This is a genomic window from Nostoc sp. CALU 1950 (assembly GCF_051172895.1).
In the GTDB taxonomy this organism is placed as follows: Bacteria; Cyanobacteriota; Cyanobacteriia; order Cyanobacteriales; family Nostocaceae; genus Nostoc; species Nostoc edaphicum_A.
The window spans coordinates 1-1,097 of record NZ_JBDNJQ010000390.1 but is presented as its reverse complement, the minus strand read 5'-3'; the positions used below and the strand labels follow the sequence as shown (position 1 = coordinate 1,097).

Annotated in this window: 2 protein-coding genes; one reads left to right on the top strand and one right to left on the bottom strand. The window is 43.4% G+C overall.

Features of this window, described 5'->3' with window-relative positions; translation table 11 throughout:
- Positions 1-133: 133 nt before the first annotated feature.
- Positions 134-379 (top strand): hypothetical protein, encoded by a 246-nt coding sequence (locus ABF638_RS38105; RefSeq protein ID WP_435027905.1) that lies wholly within the window; start codon positions 134-136, stop codon positions 377-379.
- Positions 380-763: 384 nt separating this feature from the next.
- Here ABF638_RS38105 and ABF638_RS38100 read toward each other — a convergent pair whose 3' ends face one another.
- Positions 764-1,009, bottom strand: coding sequence for a hypothetical protein (locus tag ABF638_RS38100; RefSeq protein ID WP_435027905.1), 246 nt, complete (start codon positions 1,007-1,009; stop codon positions 764-766).
- Positions 1,010-1,097 lie beyond the last annotated feature (88 nt).

Genomic DNA, 1,097 nt, shown 5'->3' with positions numbered 1-1,097 from the left:
AATCGTCGAGTTTCTGGTGTGGTAATCTATGGTTGCCGATAGTTCTTTTTTTTTTGTTTTGGGGTCTTTGTGTGGGCCTAACGTAAATCGATGACGCGTGAATTTTCCGAGGGTCAAAACCAATTTCAAAACTTTGAAGTCGCTATCGCTAACCTGGGGAATTTTGCGGCGGGAGACGCGGCGAAGCCGTCGTCGTTCGCTTGCGTCAGCAAGCAGTCAAGGACATGGGGAATATTGGCGATCGCGGACACCGCTTCGCGGTAAAAGGAGTTATGCCAGAAATAAACAAAAAGGCATAACTAATTTAGGGAACCTGGGAAGGTTGAGAACGCTTTGGGTGGCGATCGCTGGCAAACTGTTAGACTACGCGGATAACTAGTTATAAAACATGATAACCCGTCGTGCAACCATGCTAACCAGTTAATGCAGATATACTAACAGTTATGCAACTATACTAACTAGTTAATGCAGAGATAACTTGTTGACGTAAATATGTAACCAGTTAATGCAGACATAACCAAATGCATTCTTAACAGGTTAACGCAAACATAACAGGTGTGTCCGTTAATTTAAATTAACGGACACACCTGTTATGTTTGCGTTAACCTGTTAAGAATGCATTTGGTTATGTCTGCATTAACTGGTTACATATTTACGTCAACAAGTTATCTCTGCATTAACTAGTTAGTATAGTTGCATAACTGTTAGTATATCTGCATTAACTGGTTAGCATGGTTGCACGACGGGTTATCATGTTTTATAACTAGTTATCCGCGTAGTCTAACAGTTTGCCAGCGATCGCCACCCAAAGCGTTCTCAACCTTCCCAGGTTCCCTAAATTAGTTATGCCTTTTTGTTTATTTCTGGCATAACTCCTTTTACCGCGAAGCGGTGTCCGCGATCGCCAATATTCCCCATGTCCTTGACTGCTTGCTGACGCAAGCGAACGACGACGGCTTCGCCGCGTCTCCCGCCGCAAAATTCCCCAGGTTAGCGATAGCGACTTCAAAGTTTTGAAATTGGTTTTGACCCTCGGAAAATTCACGCGTCATCGATTTACGTTAGGCCCACACAAAGACCCCAAAACAAAAAAAAAA